At 52.8% G+C, this 16945-nt stretch carries 15 protein-coding genes and 1 other annotated feature; of the genes, 1 reads left to right on the top strand and 14 read right to left on the bottom strand.

Going from position 1 to position 16945, the window contains the following annotated elements:
- Positions 1–2 precede the first annotated feature (2 nt).
- The 12 genes from cimA to rpsU form a co-directional block, all read right to left on the bottom strand.
- Positions 3–1601 carry a citramalate synthase gene (gene cimA / locus H8730_RS00245; protein ID WP_177714319.1) on the bottom strand — a complete coding sequence of 533 codons (1599 nt, stop codon included), beginning with the start codon at positions 1599–1601 and terminating at the stop codon, positions 3–5.
- Positions 1602–1722: 121 nt separating this feature from the next.
- The gene (gene ilvC, locus H8730_RS00240; protein WP_177714318.1) at positions 1723–2712 is read right to left on the bottom strand and encodes a ketol-acid reductoisomerase; all 990 of its coding nucleotides are present in this window, start codon (positions 2710–2712) and stop codon (positions 1723–1725) included.
- A 5-nt stretch (positions 2713–2717) separates the two neighbouring features.
- The gene (ilvN, locus tag H8730_RS00235; protein ID WP_177714317.1) at positions 2718–3239 is read right to left on the bottom strand and encodes an acetolactate synthase small subunit; all 522 of its coding nucleotides are present in this window, start codon (positions 3237–3239) and stop codon (positions 2718–2720) included.
- A 123-nt stretch (positions 3240–3362) separates the two neighbouring features.
- Positions 3363–3636: a binding site (T-box leader), on the bottom strand.
- Between the two features lie 145 nt (positions 3637–3781).
- Positions 3782–4330, bottom strand: a complete 549-nt coding sequence (locus tag H8730_RS00230; RefSeq protein ID WP_177714316.1) for a 2-oxoacid:ferredoxin oxidoreductase subunit gamma family protein — start codon at positions 4328–4330, stop codon at positions 3782–3784.
- On the bottom strand, positions 4327–5082 hold the full coding sequence (locus H8730_RS00225; protein ID WP_177714315.1) for a thiamine pyrophosphate-dependent enzyme: 756 nt from the start codon (positions 5080–5082) through the stop codon (positions 4327–4329). Before H8730_RS00225 ends, H8730_RS00230 begins: the two co-directional genes overlap by 4 nt.
- On the bottom strand, positions 5083–6144 hold the full coding sequence (locus H8730_RS00220; RefSeq protein WP_177714348.1) for a 3-methyl-2-oxobutanoate dehydrogenase subunit VorB: 1062 nt from the start codon (positions 6142–6144) through the stop codon (positions 5083–5085).
- 39 nt (positions 6145–6183) lie between these two features.
- Complete coding sequence (locus H8730_RS00215; RefSeq protein ID WP_177714314.1) at positions 6184–6390, bottom strand: 4Fe-4S binding protein; 207 nt, start codon at positions 6388–6390, stop codon at positions 6184–6186.
- 123 nt (positions 6391–6513) lie between these two features.
- Entirely contained in the window at positions 6514–7188 is a 675-nt protein-coding gene (locus H8730_RS00210; RefSeq protein WP_177716399.1) for a P-loop NTPase family protein, read from the bottom strand.
- A 14-nt stretch (positions 7189–7202) separates the two neighbouring features.
- On the bottom strand, positions 7203–8264 hold the full coding sequence (locus H8730_RS00205; protein ID WP_488153844.1) for a branched-chain amino acid aminotransferase: 1062 nt from the start codon (positions 8262–8264) through the stop codon (positions 7203–7205).
- A 124-nt stretch (positions 8265–8388) separates the two neighbouring features.
- Positions 8389–10548: a DNA topoisomerase III gene (locus H8730_RS00200; protein WP_177716395.1), complete on the bottom strand. Its 2160-nt coding sequence runs from the start codon at positions 10546–10548 to the stop codon at positions 8389–8391.
- 8 nt (positions 10549–10556) lie between these two features.
- Entirely contained in the window at positions 10557–11843 is a 1287-nt protein-coding gene (locus tag H8730_RS00195; RefSeq protein WP_177716393.1) for a thymidine phosphorylase, read from the bottom strand.
- 109 nt (positions 11844–11952) lie between these two features.
- Positions 11953–12129 carry a 30S ribosomal protein S21 gene (rpsU, locus tag H8730_RS00190; protein WP_177716391.1) on the bottom strand — a complete coding sequence of 59 codons (177 nt, stop codon included), beginning with the start codon at positions 12127–12129 and terminating at the stop codon, positions 11953–11955.
- 261 nt (positions 12130–12390) lie between these two features.
- Here rpsU and H8730_RS00185 point away from each other — a divergent pair, with 261 nt between their 5' ends.
- Positions 12391–13446 carry a hypothetical protein gene (locus H8730_RS00185; protein WP_177716389.1) on the top strand — a complete coding sequence of 352 codons (1056 nt, stop codon included), beginning with the start codon at positions 12391–12393 and terminating at the stop codon, positions 13444–13446.
- A gap of 34 nt (positions 13447–13480) precedes the next feature.
- Here H8730_RS00185 and H8730_RS00180 read toward each other — a convergent pair whose 3' ends face one another.
- Positions 13481–15208 carry an ABC transporter ATP-binding protein gene (locus H8730_RS00180; protein ID WP_177716387.1) on the bottom strand — a complete coding sequence of 576 codons (1728 nt, stop codon included), beginning with the start codon at positions 15206–15208 and terminating at the stop codon, positions 13481–13483.
- Positions 15205–16932 (bottom strand): ABC transporter ATP-binding protein, encoded by a 1728-nt coding sequence (locus H8730_RS00175; RefSeq protein ID WP_177716385.1) that lies wholly within the window; start codon positions 16930–16932, stop codon positions 15205–15207. The genes H8730_RS00180 and H8730_RS00175 overlap by 4 nt, the downstream gene beginning before the upstream one ends.
- Between the last annotated feature and the right edge of the window lie 13 nt (positions 16933–16945).

Genomic DNA, 16945 nt, shown 5'->3' with positions numbered 1-16945 from the left:
CCTTATGGTTTCGATAAGCCGATATGGCTCTCTATATCCTTTAACAGCTTTACCTCAATGGAATCCACTAAGGCGATGAGACTGGCCTGAATGATATCCTTCGATACGCCGACGGTGCTCCACTTTTCTCTCCCGTCCGTGGTCTCGATCAGGACTCGGACCTTGGAGGCCGTCGCCTTAGTGTCCAGCACCCGAACTTTGTAGTCCGTCAGATGGATCTGTCCGATAGCGGGAAAGAATACCTCCAACGATTGACGCAGCGCCTTATCCAGCGCATTGACAGGCCCATCACCCTCCGCCGCTGTGGTTTTCACTTGCCCATCCACATTGATCTTCACCAGGGCGTAGGCGCTAAACTCCCCGTCCCGCTTTGCCTGTTCCCCGATCACCTTAAAATCTTCGATTTCAAAGAAGGGCCGGTATTTTCCCATCTCCTTGCGAATGATCATTTCAAAGGAGCTCTCTGCCCCCTCGAACTGATACCCTTCATGCTCCAGCTCCTTCATTCGCTCCATAATCCGCTTCGTCTCGGCGGAATCCTTGCTCAGGGATGGGGCGTATCGCTGAAGCTTCTTTACCATATAGCTCCTCCCCGCCACCTCCGACATGAGAAACCGGCGAGAGTTCCCAACCCGCTCTGGAGAAATATGTTCAAAGGATTTGGGATTCTTATTCACTCCATCAATATGCATGCCGCCCTTGTGAGAAAAGGTACTGCGCCCTACATAGGGCTCTTTCTCTGTCAGCGCGATATTGGCGACCTCCGCCAAATACCGTGCTGTCTGGGTCAGCTCCTCCAATTTTCCCTCTGGAATGCAGGGCATTTCCATCTTGATTTGCAGGTTGGCCAGCACCGTACACAGATTCGCATTGCCACACCGCTCGCCAAATCCCAGAAACGTACCTTGAACATGGCGCGCACCGGCTTTCACCGCTTCTATCGAGTTGGCCACCGCCATCCCACAGTCATCGTGGCAATGGATGCCAATCGTCGCATCCGGATACCTCTCACAGACCGCCCCCACAATGGCTCGAATTTCAAAGGGCATGGTGCCGCCGTTGGTGTCGCACAATGCCAATACCCTTGCTCCACCTTTGTATGCGGCCTCCAGCGACGCCATGGCGTACTCCGCATTGTTTTTATATCCATCAAAAAAATGTTCCGCGTCAAAGATCACGTCCCGCCCCTGCTCTTTTACATACCGGATCGTATCCTCGATCATCGCTAGATTTTCCTCCAGCGTTGTCTGAATGATATCCGTCACATGGAAATCCCAACTTTTTCCGAAGATGGAGACAGCTGGCGTTCCCGCCAGCAGCAGGTCGGACACAAAAGAATCTTCCTCCACCCGGCAGTTGCGCCGGCGGGTACTTCCAAAGGCCACAAGCTTTGTCTGTTGGAGCTGCAAGGCCCTGGCCCTCTGGAAGAATTCCAGATCCTTAGGATTGGATGTGGGATTGCCCGCTTCGACGCAGGGGATTCCCAGCTGATCCAGCGCCAACAAGATCTTAATCTTATCCTCCACGGAGAAGGTAATCCCCTCCGCCTGCGCCCCATCCCGCAATGTAGAATCCAATAGCTCAATCGTTTCGGCCTCCATATCCCCACATCCCTCCAATGGTCTATTTCACTGCGAAACCTTCGCAGTAGGTGATCCGTTTAGAAAACCCGTTTCCCTTCTCCCTTTAGGGAAGAAAGAGGAGCGGGCATCCACGCGTTGATTATTTATTCCAGGACATCATTTTTCGAAGCTGAGCGCCAACCTGTTCCACCTGGCTCTCCTGCTCCATCTTTCTTCTGGCATTAAATCCAGGGCGATTGATCTGATTCTCCAGGAGCCAATTGCGGGCAAACGTTCCATCCTGTATCTCGCCCAGGACCTTCTTCATTTCCTTCTTGGTCTCATCGGTGATCAGACGATTTCCAACGCTGTAGTCGCCGTATTCCGCCGTGTCGCTGATGGAGTAGCGCATGAAGCTTAAGCCTCCCTGGTTGATCAGGTCTACGATCAATTTCATCTCATGGATACACTCAAAATACGCGGATTCAGGCTGATATCCGGCTTCCACAAGGGTCTCAAAGCCAGCCTTCATCAGGGCGGTGACGCCGCCGCACAGAACTGCCTGCTCGCCAAACAGATCGGTCTCGGTCTCCTCCTTGAAGGTCGTCTCCAAAACCCCAGCTCTCGCTCCGCCAATCCCCTTAGCGTAGGCAAGCCCGATTTCCTTCGTGTCCCCCGACGGATCCTGGTGGACCGCGATCAGATCTGGCACACCTTTGCCTTCCAGATACTGGCTGCGAACTGTGTGGCCCGGCCCCTTCGGCGCGATCATGAAGACGTTGACGTCCGCTGGCGGCACAATCTGTCCAAAATGAATATTAAAGCCGTGGGCAAAAGCCAAGTATTTGCCCGGGGTCAGGTTCGGCTCAATGCTCTCTTTATAGAGCTTCGGCTGTTTTTCATCATTGATCAAGATCATGATAATATCTGCAACTTTGGCAGCATCAAAAGCTGTCATGACCTGCAAGCCTGCTTCCTCCGCTTTGGCCCAGGATTTGCTTCCCTCATACAATCCAACAACGACATCAACGCCGCTGTCCTTCAAGTTCAGCGCGTGGGCATGTCCTTGACTTCCGTACCCAATGATTGCTACCTTTTTGCCTTTCAGCAGAGTTAAATCACAGTCCTGTTCATAATACATAATTGCCATAGTCTTTAGTCCTCCTCAAATTTATTGTATTGATCGATTTGCTTGCTGCCTCGTTCGAGGGCCGTAATGCCTGTTCGGACGAATTCCTTAATCACGCCGTATGTATCCAGCAAATTAATGAATTCCTTCACCTTGTCTGTGTCGCCCGTCAGCTCGATAATCAAGGACTGGGCGCACACATCCACGATTTTGCCACGGAAAATATCGACAAACTGGATAATCTCCGAGCGGGTCTGCGGCGTTGTCTCAACCTTGACCAGCGCGATCTCCCGAAATACGGACCGAGAGACAGGAAGCTCAATAACCTTGATGACGTCCACCAGCTTATTCACCTGCTTCTTGATCTGTTCCAGAATCTGCTGATCCGCCGTCACTGTGACTGTCATGCGAGAGATTCGTGGATCCTGGGTTTCTCCGACGGTGAGAGAGTCAATATTGAATCCCCGCCGGCTGAACAGCGACGAGACTCTTGCCAGGACGCCGGGATTGTTCTCCACCAGGATAGATAAGACTCGCTTATTTTCCATTCATTCACCTCCGTATTGTCCGTACTTGCGTGGGGAAATTTATTATCTTGAAACATCCAGCGAACGCTTCCACTGGAATTTCCAATATAATAAAAACCCCGTCCCACTGCATGATATGCATACTGTAGGGACGAGGTCATCCGCGCGTTACCACCCTATTTGCCCTGTCGGAAGATCGACAAGACCGCTCAAACGGTACCGTGGGGTCGTTACGAAACCCGACCACAGATCATGCGGTCATACCTGCCTGTAACGGGGCTAATCGGCAGCGCTTACTGTCAGTTCGGCACTGCTGCTCAGGAGTGAGTCGCTATCTGGTGCCGTACCGGTTCGCATCAACCACCGGCTCTCTGAAACTGTCGCTCCACATAGGGAATGTCTCCATCATCGCCATTGGCTTGCAATAATGTCTTGCAAGTTATCTGTAATTATATCAAATCACGCCGCTTCTGTCAAGAAGCGCATTCGAAACTCCAGATTTTCATGGTTTTTCATAAAGTTTTGAGTTGAATAGATAAAAAATCCATGATAATTTCGAATGATTATGCATTCTCCCGCGCGAACTGCTCGCCAAGTTCCAGCGCTTTTTTGTTCACTTCGAATAATTTTGCGCTTTTTGACGCAAACATGTCCTTCATGACGCCCAGCATGATATCGCGATCCACGGGATTTGAGGCTGCCATATAGGCCCCCAGCATGACAATATTCGTCGCCTTGATGCTTCCGGCCTCCTGTGCCAGCTCCCCCGCCGGCACATAATAGGCCCGCACATCGCTTCGGCTCACTTTACGGCTAATGAGAGAGGTATTGACGAGAATCGCCGCCCCCTCCATAGCCTCCGCCTCGAATTTCACAAGGGAGGGTTCATTGAAAGCGAGAACCGCCGTTGCCTGGCTGACCAGAGGCGCCGCCACAGGCTCGTCGGATATGATGACCTGACAGTTTGCGGTGCCGCCGCGCATCTCCGGGCCGTAGGATGGAAGCCAAGAGACATTGCGATTTTCTGCCATGCCAGCGAAGCACAGAATTTTGCCGAGGGATAACACTCCCTGTCCGCCAAAACCCGCTAGGATAATTCGTTCCTCTCTCATTGCGCCTTCGCCTCCTCTTCCTTATCTCTGTAGACACCCAAGGGATATTGCGGTATCATATTATCCTTGAGCCAGCCCAGCGCATCCACCGGTGCCATGCCCCAGTTGGTCGGGCAGGTGGACAGAACCTCGATCATGGAAAATCCTTTTCCCTCAATCTGATTGCGGAACGCTTTTTCAATTGCCTTTCCAGCTTTTTTGATATTGGGCACATCGTGGACGGATACGCGCTCAATATAGGCGGCGCCCATGGTCGTGGCCAGCATCTCGGAGACATGGAGAGGATATCCCGCTACCTTTGGATCCCTTCCGTAAGGGCTGGTGGTGGTCACCTGGCCGATAAGAGTCGTGGGGGCCATCTGACCTCCCGTCATGCCATAGATAGCGTTATTGATGAAAATGACCGTGATATTTTCACCGCGGTTCGCTGCGTGGACGATCTCCGCCGTGCCGATGGAAGCTAAATCGCCATCCCCCTGATAGGTGAAAACGATATTCTCCGGTTTTACCCGTTTGATCCCCGTGGCAACTGCCGGCGCGCGCCCATGGGCTGCCTCCAGCATATCCACATCAAAATAGTCGTATGCAAAAACTGCGCAGCCAACTGGGGCGACGCCGATGGTCTTCTCCTGGATGCCCAGAGCATCAATGGCCTCCGCCACCAAACGGTGAACAATGCCGTGGGTGCAACCGGGACAGTAATGAAATGGCTTATCTGTCAAAGCTTTAGGTCTGTCGAATGTCTTCGCCATTTATCGTGCGCCTCCTTTGCAGATGGACAAAATTTCGTCCTTGATTTCCTTCGCAGTGGGAACCATCCCGCCGGTGCGGCCGAAAAATCTCACAGGTTTTGCCCCGTTCACAGCCAACTGAACGTCCTCCACCATCTGTCCCATGCTCATTTCCACAGTCAAAAAGGATTGGACGCTGTCCTGTGCCGCCGCTTTGGCAAAGGTCTCCGCCGGGAAAGGCCACAGGGTAATCGGCCGAATCAGCCCCACCTTGGGAGCGCCCTCTTCTTTATCCAACTGCGCGATTACGCTTTTGACAACGCGGGCTACGGTCCCGTAGGCGGCTACAATAATCTCAGCCCCCTCGCAGTGATACTCCTCCACCAGCGTTTCCCTCTCCGCGATGATGCCGTACGTCGCAAATAAATCCCTCGTCATAGACTCCAACTCTGACGGCTCCATATACAGGGAATTGATAACGCTTCTGGGTTTGCTTCCATCGTTGCCCGTGGCTGCCCAGCTCATATCCGCTTTTGGTCTCGGCGTATAGTCGCTAAATTCCACAGGTTCCATCATCTGTCCCAGAATGCCGTCCCCTAAAATCATGGCCGGCACCCGGTATTCCTCCGCGACGTCGAAAGCCAGCTTCGTCAGATCCGCCATCTCCTGAAGCGTGGCGGGTGCAAAGACAACCAGGTGGTAGTCCCCATGTCCGCCACCCTTAGTCGCCTGAAAATAGTCGGACTGAGACGGCTGAATTCCGCCAAGCCCCGGGCCACCGCGCATAATGTTCACGATGACGCAGGGGAGTCTTGATCCCGCTATGTAGGAAATTCCCTCTTGCTTTAAGCTCACGCCGGGGCTTGAGGAGGACGTCATCACCCGCGTCCCAGTCGCCGCCGCCCCATAGATCATATTGATCGCGGCCACCTCGGATTCCGCCTGCAAAAAGGTCCTTCCTATCTTAGGCATCTTCTTAGCGAAGTATGCCGGTATTTCGTTCTGAGGCGTGATCGGGTATCCAAAGAATGCCTGACATCCCGCCTGGATTGCAGCTTCCGCGATAGCCTCGTTTCCTTTCATCAATATCTTAGCCACTCTATATCCTCCCTTCAATCGGTTTTATTCTTGGATTTTGATGGCGACGTCCGGGCAGATCGTTGCACAGAAGCCGCACACAATACACTTCTCCCGGTCCTTGATATAGGCCGGTGCATACCCCTTTTCATTCAGAGCCTTGCTATCCAGATCGATGATCTTCTTAGGACATGCGGAAACACAGAGGCCGCAGCCCTTACAGGCATGGGGGTTAAATACGACTTGAGCCATCACACTACCTCCTACTACAAATTATCGCGGCATCGCCGCGCTTTTTACTTTCTTTATTGAGAGCCCGCCCGCAAAGCGGATTGATTCTTTTCTATGGGTTTCGGGCTGAGATCTGCGCATCGCTTACCTAGATTCCATATCCCAGGGAGTTTTCAGCACTGGGTCCATCTCAATGACCAGCTGAGGATCCATAGACGCCGGAATCCATGGCCGCATGGCAGCCAGCCGAACCGGGGTTTCCAGCCCGAGAGCGAGGGCGGCGGCCTCCGTCTCCCTCTGTCCCTGCAAAACTAGCTCCACCGTCGTCTCGCTGCAGAGGTGGGTATTGTTGATTAGATCCGTCACCACAAGGCCTGTGGCAGCTTCAATCTCCCGGACCATCTCCACAATCTCCTGGTGATTGCGCGTAAAAGGCCGCATAAGATTCACCACCGCCCACATGGAATAGCCCTGCTCCAAAATCTGGCGGCGGTATCGCCCCAACACTCGAGCGCCATCCTCATCCCCTCCCACGTCGACGATCAGGTGGCCATCCTTTCTCGCAAACGCGCCGTCCAACTCCGGAGTCAATGCCGGAATATCGAGCTGACTTGTCGCAAAACGAGGAGCCAGCACCTGAACTCCCCGTTTCTCCAGCACTTCCTTTGCCTCGTTGGTTCGAAAGAAAGGATTGACGACATCGAGGTCCAGAAGAATGGTTTTCTGCTGTTGACAGCTGTTCAGCGCCATTCGTATGGATAACTCTGTCTTTCCGCTGCCAAAATGACCTGTCAATATGGTAATCCGTTTCTCCTTCATCCGCACCTCACAGTTTAGATTTCAACAGTCCATCCAAAAGTGTCGGGAATCAGCCCCAATTGAATGCCTGTCAGGTTATCATACAATTTCTGAGATATCTCTCCGATGGCGCCCCCATTGATGGGCGCAATATTGCCCTCCCAGTTTAACTCTCCGATGGGAGAAATGACAGCAGCGGTTCCTGTGCCAAAGGCCTCCCGCAGGCGCCCTTCCTTCGCCGCCTCAAACAGCTCATCTATGGCAATCTGACGCTCCGAGACTTTGATTCCCCAGCTCTTCAGCATACAGATAGCCGAATCGCGCGTGACGCCTGGCAAAATGCTTCCATTCAGCGCCGGTGTCACCACCTCATCATCGATGACAAAAAAGACGTTCATGGTGCCGACTTCCTCGATGTACCGGCGGTGTACTCCGTCGAGCCATAAAACCTGTGTGTAGCCGCGCTCCGCCGCGATCATCTGGGCTTTGATGCTGGCCGCATAGTTGCCGCCGGTCTTCACATGGCCCATACCGCCCTTCACCGCGCGGACGTACTCGTCCTCCACGTAGATCTTGACAGGGTTCAGTCCTTCTTTATAATATGCGCCCACTGGGCTTAAAATCACGTAAAACTGGTATGTGCGGGAGGGCCGTACTCCCAAATGCGCATCCGTTGCGATGATAAACGGACGAATGTAGAGTGACGTAGCTTTCCCCTCCGGAATCCAGTCCTTATCCTCCGCAACGATAGCCTTGATCGCCTGCAACATGTCTTCCTCCGGGATCTGCGGAATACAGAGGCGATCATTGGAGTTGTTCGCTCTCGCGATATTCTTGTCCGGCCGGAACAAAAGAACGCGTCCATCCGGTGCCTTGTAGGCTTTCATTCCCTCAAACATTTCCTGAGCATAGTGAAACACCATAGCCGCGGGCTCAAGGGAAATCGGCGCATAGGGGATAATCCTCGGATCGTGCCATCCCTGCCCTTCGGTATAATTCATTACAAACATATGATCCGTGAAAAAATCACCAAATCCCAGATGATTCGGATCCGGTTTTTCTTTTGGATGCTGTGTTCTCGTCACTTGAATATTCAAACTCAAGGGTATCCCTCCTTATACTAATACAGCGTTTAAAAGGAGCGGCTCCACCGCTCGTCTTTCATTATAAATCCCTTTCTAGAAAAATGCAAGTTCTTTGTGACAAAATTTCAAGAAACGTCTACTCTCGCTTTAAATTTTTAAACTCCAGCAGTCCCGTTTCCGTCACAGTTAAGACTGCCTTTGCCTTTTCCCCTGTCTGCGGCAGCGAAACTGATATCTGAGGATTTTTTCCAGCTAAAGTGTCCCGAACCAGGGCATCTGTCAATTCGACGCCATACCGCTCCAGCGCGTTAAGCCAGATGGTAAAGTGACAGCCATCCTTCCAATTGCTGCAATAATAGGATTTACTATTTTTAAGCACCTGTCCTGTATGGCACAGCGGACAGATGCCAATCTGCCGCTTTCTTTTTCGCCCTTTCCCCTTGGGCGCTTCTCTGTCAAAATGAACCTGCTTCTCCTCCGACGGGTCCTCCGAAGCGGACACGATAAATTGCACATACCGGCTAATGCTGGCCATAAAACGGCTGGGATCCATGGTGCCCTGGTAGATTCGCTCCAGCGCTCTCTCCCATTTTCCTGTCATCTCAGGGGATTTCAGCTCGTTGGGAAGAATCCGGATTAAGTCCATTCCCTTCTGCGTCGGGAGCAATTGCTTGTTTTTTCGGACAATGTAGCCCACCTGCAAGAGGCGTTCGATGATCGATGCGCGCGTTGCCGGCGTTCCCAGCGACAGCTTGCCCATCTTCTCGCGGAGTTCCTCGTCCTCCACAAACTTTCCAGCATATTCCATCGCGGTGAGGAGTGTGGCTTCTGTATAGGGATTTGGCGGCTTTGTCTGCTTAGTCTCCACCGCTCCCTCCGCAATGCTGGCAATATCCCCCTTTTGAAGTGGCGGCAATGGCTGTGAATCCACCTCTTTGCCCGGTGTGGTCTCCTCTTTCTTTGACAGTACAGTGTAGCCTGGCTCCAGCACCACCTTTCCCTTCGCCAGAAAGCGTTCCTCCTGGCAAATAAGGATGGCCTCCGTGATCTCATATTCGTATGGGGGATAGAAAACTTCCAGCAACCGTTTTGCGATAAGCCGGTAGATCTTCGTCTCGTCATCGCTGAGACGGTTCAAGTCGGGCCGCTTTGCTGTCGGTATCAGGGCATGGTGATCCGTCACCTTACTGTCGTCAACAATGCGTTTTGTAAAAACCGGCTCCGGCATGGCTTCAATCCAGGGATGGAATTCTGGCCCATCCAGCGCTTGGATCGCCCGAAGCACGGTTTCCTTCATGTCGCTGGATAGATACCTGCTATCCGTGCGCGGATATGTGACGAGCTTATGGCGCTCATACAGGCTCTGGGCAATCTCCAGCACCCGATTGGCCGAGAAGCCATACTTGCGGTTGCCGTCGCGCTGCAATTCCGTCAGGTCATATAACAGAGGCGGCAGCTGTTTCTTTTTAGTTTTGGTTACGCTCTCCACCTCAGCCTTGCCTACCGCCATGACGTTCTGCAAAATCTGCTCTGCCTGCCCTCGCTCCCAGATCTTGGTCGTCCGCGTCTTCTGATCCTCTTCAAGCTCAAACCATACGGCGGAAAAGGTGGAATCCTCCGAATGAGGCGTCTTCAGGGACAGATGAACCTCAAAGTAGTCCTTCGGTACAAAGGAATCGATCTCAGCCTGACGGCTTACCAGCAGCGCCAAAGTCGGAGTCTGGACGCGGCCGATGGACAGCAATGCGCCGTACCGTATGGTATAGGCCCGGCTGCCGTTGATCCCTACGAGCCAATCTGCCTCACTTCGGCATCGAGCGCTCTCATACAGCCTGTCATACTCACGGCCGTCCCGGAGCTCGGCGAACCCCTCCAGGATCGCCTCTTCCGTCATGCTGGAAACCCATAGCCGGTAAAACGGCTTGCGGCATTTCGCCTGCTGGTAGATATACCGAAAGATCAACTCCCCTTCTCTTCCGCTATCGGTTCCGCAGATGACCGCCTCAATATCAGGATCCTGCATCCACTTTTTGATGATGGCAAATTGTTTGGCTGTCTTTTTGATAACCTTGGTCTTCATTGTTTCCGGCAGAATGGGCAGATCCTGCCGGTTCCATTTTTTCAGGCGCGGATCGTACTCCTGGGGCTCGCACAGCTCAACTAGATGGCCGATGGCCCAGGTGATCACATATTGATCCCCCAGCAGGCAGCCGTCTCCCGCCTGCCGGCATCCCAGAACTTTCGCATAGTCTCTCCCCACGGACGGCTTTTCCGCAACCACCAATGTTCTTCCCATATCCCACCTCATGCGATGATATCGTGAATCAGGGGCGGCGGTGACACAGGGGCCTCTCCCATATGATACGCCTGCCGCACAAGGTTCTCTGCCGCCTCCACATCCGCGCCATGGGAGTAATACAGTATAGCAGCGGCTTCCCCTTCCGCCAGCCGATCCCCAATCTTCTTATGGATACGGAGCCCCGCCCCATACTCAATGGGATCGTCTTTCGTCTTTCGTCCGGCTCCCAAGCACATGGCCGCCGCGCCGATCCTCTCTGTGTCCATGGCCTGCACCACTCCAGGCTTCAGCGTGACTTCCTTTGACTCCATTACAGTGTCCCCGATGCGGCTCAGATCTCCGCCTTGCGCCCTGACAAACCGTTCAAACTGTTCCATTCCCTTTCCGCTATCCAGCAATTCCTCTAAGATTGCCTCCCCTTCCTCGGGAGTCGCCGCCCCGCGCCCTAAGACCAGCATATATGCGCCTAGCCGAAGGGTAAGCTGCCGAACGTCCTTCGGCCCCTTTCCCTGGAGAACCTCGATGGCTTCCACGACTTCCAATCGATTCCCGATGGCATATCCGAGCGGTTGGCTCATATCCGAGATAACAGCGGTCATGGCCTTACCCGCACTCTTTCCAATGGAGACCATCTCCATAGCCAACTGGCGCGCGCCGTCCACAGTTTTCATAAACGCGCCGGAGCCAGCCTTCACATCCAGCACGATTCCGTCACATCCCGCCGCCAGCTTTTTGCTCATGATGCTGGAGGCGATCAGGGGCAGGCTCTCAACCGTCGCCGTCACATCCCGCAGCGCATAGAGTTTTTTGTCGGCGGGCGCAAGTCTGCCAGTCTGACCCGCTAGCGCGATTCCAATGGTATTGACATTGTGAAGGAATTCTTCCTGCGTCAACTGGGTGCGGAACCCTGGTATGGACTCCAGCTTGTCGATGGTGCCACCTGTAAATCCAAGTCCTCGGCCGGACATCTTCGCCACCGGAATCCCGGCGGCGGACACTAAGGGGCCAAGGACAAGGCTGATCTTATCCCCCACGCCTCCACTGGAATGTTTATCGATCTTGACGCCGTGGACCGAACTCAAGTCCATGATGTCGCCGCTGTCCGCCATGGCCTCGGTCAGCGCGCTTGTCTCCTCCTTCGTCATGCCTTGAAATACGACCGCCATCAGAAACGCAGACATCTGATAATCGGGAATCGTTCCCTCACAGAACCCCTGGATCATCTGTCGGATTTCCATCCCATCCAGCGCGCCGCCGCGCCTCTTGCGGTCGATCAGATCGACCATCCGCATACTCCTTACCTCCTTCATCTCGCGGCCGTGATCTCAACCGCGAAGTTGAGATTACAAAAGCCTTAGTCCACACAGATCGGACTAAGGCTTTTCATGGTCAAAGTTGTCATCAATTGAATTTTCTTTTTCTAGCGGCCTCAGATTTCTTCTTACGCTTCACGCTGGGCTTCTCATAGTGTTCCCTCTTACGCACTTCTTGCATGATGCCCGCCTTGGCACAGCTTCTCTTAAAACGACGAAGAGCGCTATCTAATGACTCGTTTTCTTTCACAACTACGTTTGACATGTCACTCCACCCTCCCTCCAGCTGCAGATTGTGCCTGTAACTATTGGGTATTTATTTATTAAGCACTATCGTAAATTATACTAGCGTTTTCGTGCCGCGTCAAGTTCTTTTCCAGATTTTCTGAAATAAAATTTGAAATTTTTGCGAATTGGTCCGGACCGCGATTTTCATCGAAAGTTCACCCTTTCGCCACATTTTCTGTGACATTTTTCTGTATAATGAAAGGGATCTACAAAATCAAGTTTCAGAAAGGATGCGAATATGAGGCAAAAAATATGGGCATGGGCTTGTCTACTCCTCGTGATGCTGATGTCCAGCTGCACGAAGAGTCCTGACGCGGACTCTTCCCAGGTTGAATCCAGCGCTGGAGATCGTTCAATTGATGATGCTTCGGAGGAATCCTCCATGGTGTTCAATGAAGCTGCTTCTATCGATATCGAAGACATGGGAATTCATTTCACCCGCAGCGCCGGGTGGGATGAGAGAGAACTGGACGATACCTCCCTCTATCTCATGTCGCAGAGCGATGGCGGCATGGCACAAATCAGTATGCGTTGGTTCTATCTGACCCAGACCCCGGAAGAATATCAGGCCTATCTACAGTATAACTGGAGCGAGATGTGCGATGAATTCATCGAGACCCAAACCATTTCCTCCGTCACCCTTGCCGGGCTGGATGGTTTCTTGCTGGAATTTCAGCAGAGCACTGAGAACTATGGAACCCTGTGCTATCAGAATTATGTCCTCATGGACCCGGAGAGTGACCTGTGCATCGATTTTGTCTATGTGGGGCCGGAAGAAAATTATATGCGGCATCTTTCGGAAAAAGAGGCCATGCTTGACTCTCTCTCGGTAACTCCCGTCTCATCTCCTGAACCCCAGACCTTTACGGAAAGCGCCACCGGTCTGCACATGACATACAACGGCAAATGGCAGCTCGATACGAATGTATTTGTCGCCCCGAATTTAACCTCCTTTGTCTCGGTTCAGGCCTATGCCGGGGAGGAGGCTACCTCACTGGATGAATTGACCTCCAGCTTGCAAGAATCTTTGGAGAGCACCTTCGATACATTAGAAAACGTTGTCTGGGAAAAAACACAGGTGCAGGGGTATGACGCGGTCCACGTGACATTTCAAACGGACTATGAGGGATACGCCGCCGCAGAGAAACAGCTCTTTTCTACCTACGCCTTCTATGCGGAGGGAAATCTGTTCTATATCGATTATTACTCTACCGCGGAGGAGTACGGCGAGCACTACGATGATTTTGTGAAGATGCTCGCCAGCATTCAGATTGACAAGGCGGATCCCGAGTAGATCGATAGCAAAAAAGTTCGCGAACGCGAACTTTTTACTCCTGCTCAAATTGGCTCATATACAGGCGATAATAGAACCCCTGTTTTTCCATGAGTTCACCGTGGCTCCCCTGTTCCACCACTGCGCCCTTATCCATGACCAGAATCGTGTCGGCGCCGCGGATGGTTGACAAACGGTGGGCGATGATGAAGCTGGTACGCCCTTCCATCAGCTTATTGAAAGCCTTGGTGATATTTTGTTCTGTCAAGGTGTCGATGGAACTTGTGGCCTCGTCCAGAATCAGCATGGGAGGATCCAGGAGCATCGCCCGGGCAATGGTCAGAAGCTGTCGCTGCCCTCCGGACAAAATACCGCCGCTCTCCTGAATCAGTGTGTCATAGCCATGGCTCAGCCTCCGGATAAAGCCATCCGCATAGGCTCTCTTTGCCGCCTGCCGGATCTCTTCCTCTGTGGCATCCTCTTTGCCATAGGCAATATTCTCACGGACTGTTCCGTCAAAACTCCACGTCTCCTGCAAAACCATGGCAAACTGAGTCCGCAGAGCATCCCGCCGCACCTCTCGAATATCGACGCCGTCAATATAGATGGCGCCCGCGTCCACATCATAGTAGCGCATCAAAAGATTGATGATCGTCGATTTTCCAGCGCCAGTCGGACCCACAATGGCAATCTTTTGCCCCGCCTTGGCTTGAAGATTAAAATTCTGGATCAAAGGCCGATTTGGGTCATAGGAAAAATCCACATTCCGAAATTCCACATTGCCGCGCACATCGCGCAGTATCCTGCCGACCTCATCGGATGTCTCCGGGGGGACCTCCATGAGGTCGAAAATGCGCCTCGCAGCGGAAGCGGCCGCCATGATCTGCGCCCACACCCCTGTGATTTCATTGAAAGGCCTTGCAAATTGGGTCGCGTAGATGATAAAACTGGAGATGCCGCCTGCGCTCAGCCCCGCCAAAATTCCACCGCCGACGCCCACGCAAATATAGGCCAGATTGTTGACAAACCTGGTGGTGGGATTGGTCAGCGAGCCTGCGAACTGGGACTTCTGTCCTGCCCGATACAGCTTAGCATTGATGGCGTCGAAGTGTTTCTGTGCTTCCGCCTCATATCCAAAGGCCTTGACGGTTTTATATCCGCCGATGATCTCCTGAGCGTAGCCATTGAGTTCGCCCACCAGCATCTGCGTCCCGGCAAAGTATTTTGCACTCGTCCTCGTCACCACATTCGCCACAACAAAATTCAGCGATGTCACAAGGATGACGATGAGGGTGACCGCTACGCTTTGACTGAGCATAAACAGCAGCGTACCCACAATGATGACAATCCCGTAAAACAGCTGGGTAATTCCCTGTAACAGGCCGTCCACCATGGTATCCGCGTCATTAATGAATCGGCTCACGATATCCCCCTGCGCCGTCGTATCATAATACCGCAGGGGAAGCCTCTGTAGATGCTCAAAAGCCTTCTGCCGCATCTGTTCCACAACGCGGTAGGCGGTTCGAACCGATAGCATCTGCATCAAATACTTGAAAATGGCATGCCCTGTATAGCAGAGAACTAAAATCCAGAGAATCCGAAAAATCGCCGGAAACTTCACTGCGCCTGCCGACGCCATCTCGTCGATAGCCTTGCCGATAAGATATGGGGCCGCAATATCCACCGCCCCCACGGCGCACGCGCACAGCATAATACAGATAAACAGGACATAGTACCGGCGGACAAAGGGCATAAATTGCGCTAGGGATGTCTTTTTTTTCATCTCGTCCCCTCCTCCCGCGTCTGCGAATAGACTGTCTCCTGATAAACGGGGCAGGAAGCCATCAATTCCTCATGGGTGCCAAGCCCTGCCATCTTTCCGTCATCCAGCACCAAAATCTGATCCGCGCCTCGGATGGAGCTCACCCTCTGGGAAATGATCAACAGGGTTGTACCTGGATACTGTTCTTTCAGCGCAGTTTTCAGATTATGCTCTGTCAGGTAATCCAGCGCAGAGAAGCTATCGTCTAGAATTAAGAGGGGGGCGTTCTTCACCAGCGCTCTGGCGATGTTCAGCCTTTGCTTTTGCCCTCCAGAAAAATTTCGTCCACCTCTGTCGACCTGAGAGTCCAGCTTTTGAGGCAGTTCTCCCACGAAATCACTGGCCTGTGCCGCCTTCAGCGCCTTCTGAAGGTCGGCATCCTCCGCGTCATGGGCGCCCCACTGTAGATTTTCCCGGATTGAGCCGGAGAAGAGCTCTGCTCTCTGGGGTGCGGTCGAAATTCTTTCTAGCAACTGCTCCCGAGGAATTGCCTCGATATCCGTTCCCCAGAGCTCAATTCTGCCCTCTGTCAGCGGGTATTGCCGGAGAATCAAGTTGGCTACACTGGTCTTGCCAGAGCCAGTTCCCCCGATAATGCCTAAAGTCTCCCCTTGACGAAGGGCGAAGGTAATATCCTCCAAAGCAAGACTCGCCTCCGGAGTGTAGCGAAAGCTGACATGGGAAAACTCTACCGCCGGCTCATTCATTTGCCGTTCACACTTGACTTCGCTCTCTTCCCCCGGCAACTCCGTCCCTAAAACCTCGTTGACCCGCTTTAAGCTGGCTCCCGCCTTCGTAAAGAGAACAACCAGGTTCGCCACCACCAACAGCGCTGTCAGCATACTGGATATATAGTTGATAAAGGCCAACACAGAACCTTGGTCAAATTGGCCGCGCTGAATCATCCAGCCGCTACAGTACAACACCACGACGATGGCGATATTCATGATGAAGGTGGTGAGAGGGTTGACCAGCGCCGAAATCAAATTTACGCGGACAGCCGCCCTGGTCAGCTCCTCATTCCGCTGCCGAAATCGTTCTTTTTCGTGAGGATTTTTTGCAAACGCTCGAATCACGCGGACGCCAGAGATATTTTCACCAACGGTTCTCGACAGGGCGTCCAGTTTCTGCTGGACCCGCGTGTACAGGGGCGCGGAAACACGAAAGACAAAGTATACGATTCCCGCTAGTACCGGCAGCGTTAGAAAGATGATGATGGACATTCGCGCGTTGATCATCATGGCGGCGACTGCACTTCCTATGCAGACAAAGGGCGCTCGGATGACCAACCGGATGACCATCGCCACCGCCTGCTGAAGCTGATTGATATCGTTGGTGAGACGAGTGGTGAGCGTGCTGGCTCCAAAGGATTCAATCTGCGAGAAGCTGAGCGCGTTGATTTTTTTGAACATATCGGAGCGCAGCCTCGTGCCAAAGCCCTGGGATGCAACGGAGGCGCTATATTGGCAGATCCACGCGCTTCCCATTCCGATGGCGGCGATAAGCGCCATCAGTCCTCCCTGTTGAAGAATAAAATCGGTGTCCTGCTGAAGGACTCCCTCATTGATGATCCTCGCCATCATGATGGGCATGAATAGCTCCAAGATCGCCTCTAAAAGTTTAAAGACCGGTCCAATAAGAAATTGTTTCCAATACGGTTTTAGATACTGCTTCATATAGTGCATATGGTATACTTTC

This window comes from Bianquea renquensis (genome assembly GCF_014384895.1).
Taxonomy (GTDB): Bacteria; Bacillota; Clostridia; order Lachnospirales; family Bianqueaceae; genus Bianquea; species Bianquea renquensis.
This window is presented reverse-complemented; position numbering and strand designations above follow the sequence as displayed.

Coding starts and splice junctions, on each gene's coding strand:
- cimA (WP_177714319.1), bottom strand. CDS start 1,601: ATGGAGGCCGAAACGATTGAGCTATTGGATTCTACATTGCGGGATGGG.
- ilvC (WP_177714318.1), bottom strand. CDS start 2,712: ATGGCAATTATGTATTATGAACAGGACTGTGATTTAACTCTGCTGAAA.
- ilvN (WP_177714317.1), bottom strand. CDS start 3,239: ATGGAAAATAAGCGAGTCTTATCTATCCTGGTGGAGAACAATCCCGGC.
- H8730_RS00230 (WP_177714316.1), bottom strand. CDS start 4,330: ATGAGAGAGGAACGAATTATCCTAGCGGGTTTTGGCGGACAGGGAGTG.
- H8730_RS00225 (WP_177714315.1), bottom strand. CDS start 5,082: ATGGCGAAGACATTCGACAGACCTAAAGCTTTGACAGATAAGCCATTT.
- H8730_RS00220 (WP_177714348.1), bottom strand. CDS start 6,144: ATGAAAGGAAACGAGGCTATCGCGGAAGCTGCAATCCAGGCGGGATGT.
- H8730_RS00215 (WP_177714314.1), bottom strand. CDS start 6,390: ATGGCTCAAGTCGTATTTAACCCCCATGCCTGTAAGGGCTGCGGCCTC.
- H8730_RS00210 (WP_177716399.1), bottom strand. CDS start 7,188: ATGAAGGAGAAACGGATTACCATATTGACAGGTCATTTTGGCAGCGGA.
- H8730_RS00200 (WP_177716395.1), bottom strand. CDS start 10,548: ATGGGAAGAACATTGGTGGTTGCGGAAAAGCCGTCCGTGGGGAGAGAC.
- H8730_RS00195 (WP_177716393.1), bottom strand. CDS start 11,843: ATGCGGATGGTCGATCTGATCGACCGCAAGAGGCGCGGCGGCGCGCTG.
- rpsU (WP_177716391.1), bottom strand. CDS start 12,129: ATGTCAAACGTAGTTGTGAAAGAAAACGAGTCATTAGATAGCGCTCTT.
- H8730_RS00185 (WP_177716389.1), top strand. CDS start 12,391: ATGAGGCAAAAAATATGGGCATGGGCTTGTCTACTCCTCGTGATGCTG.
- H8730_RS00180 (WP_177716387.1), bottom strand. CDS start 15,208: ATGAAAAAAAAGACATCCCTAGCGCAATTTATGCCCTTTGTCCGCCGG.
- H8730_RS00175 (WP_177716385.1), bottom strand. CDS start 16,932: ATGCACTATATGAAGCAGTATCTAAAACCGTATTGGAAACAATTTCTT.